The sequence below is a fragment of the Methylocella silvestris genome (assembly GCF_002891535.1).
GTDB lineage: Bacteria > Pseudomonadota > Alphaproteobacteria > Rhizobiales > Beijerinckiaceae > Methylocapsa > Methylocapsa silvestris_A.
Map to the genome: position 1 here is coordinate 40,630 of NZ_PDZR01000029.1, position 6,000 is coordinate 46,629.

The following is a 6,000-nucleotide window of genomic DNA, read 5'->3' on the forward strand; positions in this document are numbered from 1 at the left end:
GCGCGAAGGCGGCCGCGTTTCGACAGCGACGGTTGGATCACGGCGATTTCGGCGCCGCTCAGGCCCCATTGATGACGAGCGTCTTCGCGCTGGTGTACTCGGCAAGCCCCTCAAGCGCGTTTTCGACGCCAAGACCAGACTGTTTATGTCCCCCGAAGGCAACATGCGGCGAGAAGGTATGCGCCTCGTTCACCCACACGGTTCCGGCGTCGATCCGCTCCGCGACCCGCCGCGCCGCCTTGACGTCCTTGCCCCAGACGGAGGCCGCAAGGCCGTATTCGGTATCGTTGGCGCGCGCGATCACGCCGTCAATGTCATCGAATTTGAGGAGGGGGAGGACCGGGCCGAACGCCTCTTCAACGACGACGCGGCTGTTCTCCGGCGGGTTGTCGATAATCGTCACGGGCACAAAGAAGCCTTTCTGGTCGGTGATCTCTCCGCCAAGCAGAAAGCGCAGACCGCTGGCCCTAGCGTCGGCGAGCAGGTTCTTCAGTTTTTCAAACTGCATCCTGTTCTGTATTGGACCAAGGTCGGTGCCTTGCAGGGAGCCGTCGCCGACTTTCACCGTTTTCGCATAGGCGACCAGTTCGGCGGCGAGGTCGTCGTAAATATCGGCGTGGATGTAAAGGCGCTTTGCGGCGACGCAAAACTGCGCGCTGTTCTGGAATGCCGCCCAGAACAGCTTTTCTGCGGTTTCCTTTACGTCGACGTCGGGAAGGACGATCGCAGGATCATTGCCGCCGAGTTCGAGGGTCACGCGCTTGATATTACCCGACGCCGCGGCCATGATCTTGCGGCCGGTTTCGGTCGAGCCTGTAAAGCTGATCTTGCGAATGTCCCGATGGGTCGTCAGCCAGACGCCAAGATCATTACCGCCGGATACCACATTCAGAACGCCGGGAGGCAGAACCCCGCGCAGAATTTCACCAAGCTTAAGCGTGCAAAGGGGCGTATAGGGCGAGGGCTTCAGGACCATCGTGTTGCCGGCGACGAGCGCCGGCGCAATCTTCCAGATTGCGAGCAGTACAGGAAAATTCCACGGCGTAATTCCGGCAATGACGCCAAGCGGCTCGCGACGGGTTTCCACCAGACGCGTCTCGCTCTCCTCGCAGACATGAACGGGCAACTCCTGTTTGGCGATTTCCCGGCACCAGATCACCGATCCGTAAATCTCCCATTCGGCGCCCTTGCGCGGCTTACCCTGCTCGCACGTGAGCAACCGCATAAAGTCCTCGGCATGCGCTTCGATCAGGTCGCCGATTTGTGCAACCAGCGCCTGGCGCTCCGTGATCGGCCGCGCGCTCCAGGCCGGAAAGGCGCGCTTGGCCGCGGCGACGGCGGCCTCGAGCTGCTCCCGGCCGGCGTCAGGGACCGTCGCTATGACTTCCTCGGTCGCCGGGTTGAAAGCCTCGAATGTCGCCGCCGATGTCGCAGCGGCGCCGTCGATCGACATCGTATAATCGGAAAAAAAGTCGATGCTCATGGAAACGCTCTTTCAAACTTGTGAGGCAAGGCGGCCGGGAGCCAGATCACGCAGCTTCCGGCGCATGATCTTACCGGTGCTGGTCTTCGGCAGATCTTCCACAAAGCGAACGCGCCGGGGCACTTTGTAGGACGCCAGATGCTTGCGGCAATGGATCAGCAGTTCGATTTCATCAAGCAAGGCGCCGGGCCGGCGCACGACGAAGGCCTCGGCCAATTCGCCTTTCTCGGCGTCCGCAACCGCCGCCACTGCAACCATCATGACCGCAGGATGCATGGCGATGACCTGCTCAAGCTCGGCTGGATAAATATTGTAGCCGGCGGTGATGATGAGATCCTTTTTACGATCGACAATGAAAAGGTAGCCGTCTGCGTCCGCCCGCGCGACGTCGCCTGTGGATAGCCAGCCATCGCCATCGATCGCACAGGCTGTCGCCTCGGCGTTGTTCCAATAGCCGCGCGTCACCATCGGCCCGCGCACCATCAGCTCGCCGAATTCGCCTGTAGCCTGACTGCGCGTCGGATCGCCAAGATCAACGATGCGGGCTTCGACTCCGGGCGCAGGCAGGCCGATCGAACCATAACGCGGCGGCCAGTAGGGCGAATGGGTGATCGCCGGCCCGGCGACTTCGGTCATTCCCCACAGTTCGAGCAAAGGACAGCCGAACCGATTCGTGACCGCCTCAATCTGCGAAAGCGGCATGGTCTGACCGCCAACCGTACAGCGGACCAAGCTGCGCAGATCGGCGGAGACGATATCTGGATGTGCGAGCATCTGATAATACATCGTCGGCACGCCTTCAAAGAGCGTGACGCGCTCGTCTTCTATGAGCTTTAGCGCTGCTCCCGCCTCAAAGCGCGGCGTTGAAATCAGCCGCATGCCTGTCAGAAACACGGCGTTCATGACGATATTGCCGTAGACATGCGCGAAGGGCAGCGAGGACAGCACAATGTCCGCTGCATGGCGGACATGCATCGTCGCGGTCGCCGCCATGCTCGCGAAGACGCATCCGTGCGTCAACATCGCTCCCTTTGGCTTGCCGGTGGTGCCGGAGGTGTAGCCGATGGTAAAAAGATCGTCTGGCGCGCGCTTGACCGGATCAATGCAGGCGCCTGCGAGTAATGTCTCAAATTCGACCGCGCCTGCGGATGACCCGAGCGCAACGACGGCAACATTCGCGTTCACTTCGACCGCGCTTTTGCGCTCCGCCGGCAAGATCAGCGCGATCGCCCCGCAATCACGTGCGGCGAACGCCACCTCCGCAGCGCTGAGCAGAAAATTGGCGGGAACGACGACAGCGCCCATACGCGCGATGGCGTGATAGGCGACGATCCATTCCCAGCCATTCGGCAGATGCAGCAGCACCCGATCGCCGGGGCGCACGCCAAGGCCGCGAATGCCGCCGGCAAAGCGTCCGGCGAGATCGTCAAGCTCCTGAAAAGTGAAGCAGCCCGCCCCCGGCAGCTTCAATGCGACGGCATCCTTGTAGCGCTGCGCCGCGCGCTGCGTAAGATTCGACATCACGGCCTGCGGCATCACGGCCTCTTAGCTCCCGACCGTGACGGCGTCCGGGATCAAGACGGCTTTCAGCACTTCCCCCGATTCCGAGGCGCGGGCAGCAGCTTCGATTTCCGTCAGAGGATATTTCCGGATCAGCCGGTCGAAGGGAAACCGCCCCTGCCGCCACAGCTCGATCAATTGCGGGATGAAAATATCGGGAATGCTGTCGCCCTCGATAATTCCACGCACCGCGCGGCCGAAGAGAATCCCATTCATGTCGAGCATCATTTCCGTGCCGAGCGGCGCGACGCCGATGATTCCGCAAATACCAGTCAACCTCAGGCAGTCGACCGCCTGGCGCGCCACTTTCGGCAGGCCCGTGCATTCAAGCGAAAACTGCGCACCCTCACCGCTCGTCAGCGCTCTGACAGCGTGAACCGCGTCATCCCGACCGGCGTTGACGACGTGCGTCGCTCCGAGCTCCATCGCCAGATTCAGCCGGCGATCGTTCAAATCGACGACGATGATCTGGGCGCATCCGACCACTTGCGCCGCCATCGCCGCGGCAAGTCCAACCGACCCCGCGCCGAAGATCGCAATGCTGGTCCCTGCCCCGGGCCTTAGCGCGTTGATGACCGCTCCGGCGCCAGTCTGAACGCCACAGCCCAGCGGCCCCATAATCTCAAGGGGTACATCGTTTGGAATTTTGACGACGTTCCGTTCGGTCGCCAGCGCATATTCGCCGAATGAAGATTGCGAGAAGAAATAGCCGCTGACCCGGCTGCCATGGGCGTCGCAGCAGGGGCTAGATCCGTCAGCCCTGGCGCCGCTGAAATTATGCGCATAGAGGTCGGGGCAATAGCCGTATCGTCCGCTCTGGCAATTGACGCATTTACCGCAGCTTGCAAAGGTCAACACCACATGGTCGCCGACGGCGACCTTATTCACCTGAGAGCCAATCTTCTCAACGACTCCGGCGCCTTCATGACCAAGAACGGCCGGCAAGGGCGTCGGAAAATATTGATCGCGGACCACAAGGTCCGTGTGGCACATGCCGACGCCGGCGATCCTGACGAGGACCTCGTCGCCCCGCGGATCATCAAGATCAATCATCTCGACGAGGAATGGTCCGCCTTTCTCGCGGACCACAGCAGCTTTCATCCGTAGCATTTTCACGCGCTCCACTTGATTATTTTTGTGTATGCGTGCGGGATTTGCCGCGCAGCTTTCCTGCGAACAAATTTCCTCCCCGTTTCGAAACGCAGAATGAAGCGCGGCAGGCGAACCGCCTATTGCCTGCAGGGATAAAAAGGGGGCGTCGCTTTATCAGTCAAAGACAGATGAACTTTCTTTTCCGCGGTCTTGAGCTTGCGAGCGGCGCCAGAGACGCTCCAGGGCGCCTCCGCCGGCGCGCGGAGGGCCGCAGCCAAAAAAACGCCGCGCCCCATCTCTGGAAGCGCGGCGAATAAGCGGACTGCTGGGGAGGCGCAGCGCCGCGATGAGCAGAAAGTCGGGCGCTCAGAACGCCTTCATCAGCCGGAGATTGACGCGATTGGCTTCTCTCAGGCCGTTATCAACCGAAATATCCCGCCCGTAGAGCGCCATAATATTCCAGCTCGGGGCGAAATTCCACGCGAAGCCCACCTTGAAATTGACTGTGCTCAGGCTGTCGCTGCTGACGGTAGAGTTAACCTTTGTCTGGCCCCCGGCGTAATAGGTCGCGCCTAACCTTATGTCGAAATCAGGGGTTACGGCATATTTGAACCAGCTCTGAAGCGAGACGAGCGGCAGCTGCTGTAGCGTCTGCCCCCTCGCCCCGTAAGAGGTGTTGTTGCCATAGAATGTTACGTCCCCTACCAGCTGAAGGACGAGCTCCTTGACGAAGACAGGTATCACCCAGCCGGCCTGCAACGCGCCTTTCCAACGATTCTCTCCAAGATTCAACCCATTGCTCGAGTTGTATGTTCCAATTGGAACATAGAGCACTGGCGTAATCCCGAAAAACAAATTCGACTCAGGCTTGTTGTAGAGCCAGATGGTTGACGCCAGGATCAGGTCGCCGACGCCGGTCGTCTGGCCAAGCGCGCCAAGATCGCCACTACCCTGCAAATGCCCGAAGGGGAGCAGGAACTGCGGGTCCGCGATAAAGGGCCCTATTTCGACGAAATGTGCATAGCGGAGAATTCCCACCTCGGAATCGAGCGTTCCATTCCCGACCCTCTGGCCGGCGGAGTAGTTGGCGTCACGATTGACGAATTGCCCATAGAGGAGCCCGAGATTTGTGCCCGCTGGAAGCGCCCCCGCGCTGTAGTCGTCGGCATCGACGTCGAGTGCTCTGGCGCTCGGCGCATATAGCCCAGAAATCGCGAGCAAAGCCGCGAAGACGCCCAACCGGAATATACTTAGAGTGCCCGCTCTTTCTTGGTTTATGGCAAATTTCTCGAGACTCGTCCTCATCGCGTTCTCCCTCAGATCAAGTGTATTATTGTTGACCAGACATGAGCTTCGAGATGGACAGGTAAGATCTTCCCGCCATGGCGAAGTCAGCTATTTTTATTATTGCTGACACTGTTGCCTCGGTGGGCCTATAGCAGCAAAGGATAAAACGAGACGCCATCTTTCATCCGTTGACCCACGGGCAAGACTGACGCGCGCTCGCGGACAAGCCGCTTTTTCTGCCGATGCGCTTGCTTCGTCTATCTGGCCGTTATCTCGACGCTTGGTCGCGTTACGTGCCAGTCGCCATCAGTCACACGGTCGACGGGGCGCACTCCAATCACTCGTGGCGCGGCCTCCGAACATGTTGACCCTGATCGCAATGCGGACCGACGGCGCCCCCGATCTACAACCTCGTCGCAACGACGTCGCCAAATGGGGCGCCGACATCTCCTAGGTCCTGTTGACAAATACCCTCATCCATAGTCGGACGGCGGCGATGAGGACGAAGCCGCGGTAGCTTTCGGCGGTCTTGTCGTAGCGGGTCGCCAAGCGGCGCCAGTTTTTCAGTTTGTTGAAGC

General features: G+C 60.2%; 4 protein-coding genes and 1 pseudogene. All 5 read right to left on the reverse strand.

Features of this window, described 5'->3' with window-relative positions; all coding sequences use genetic code 11:
* Positions 1-58 precede the first annotated feature (58 nt).
* Positions 59-1,483, reverse strand: a complete 1,425-nt coding sequence (locus tag CR492_RS18160) for an aldehyde dehydrogenase family protein (RefSeq protein WP_102845147.1) — start codon at positions 1,481-1,483, stop codon at positions 59-61.
* A 12-nt stretch (positions 1,484-1,495) separates the two neighbouring features.
* On the reverse strand, positions 1,496-3,019 hold the full coding sequence (locus CR492_RS18165) for a class I adenylate-forming enzyme family protein (protein WP_102845148.1): 1,524 nt from the start codon (positions 3,017-3,019) through the stop codon (positions 1,496-1,498).
* Between the two features lie 9 nt (positions 3,020-3,028).
* Positions 3,029-4,153 carry an NAD(P)-dependent alcohol dehydrogenase gene (locus CR492_RS18170; RefSeq protein ID WP_102845152.1) on the reverse strand — a complete coding sequence of 375 codons (1,125 nt, stop codon included), beginning with the start codon at positions 4,151-4,153 and terminating at the stop codon, positions 3,029-3,031.
* 348 nt (positions 4,154-4,501) lie between these two features.
* Positions 4,502-5,440, reverse strand: a complete 939-nt coding sequence (locus tag CR492_RS18175; protein ID WP_102845149.1) for a transporter — start codon at positions 5,438-5,440, stop codon at positions 4,502-4,504.
* Between the two features lie 432 nt (positions 5,441-5,872).
* Positions 5,873-6,000, reverse strand: a pseudogene (locus tag CR492_RS18180) (IS5 family transposase); the annotation flags it as partial.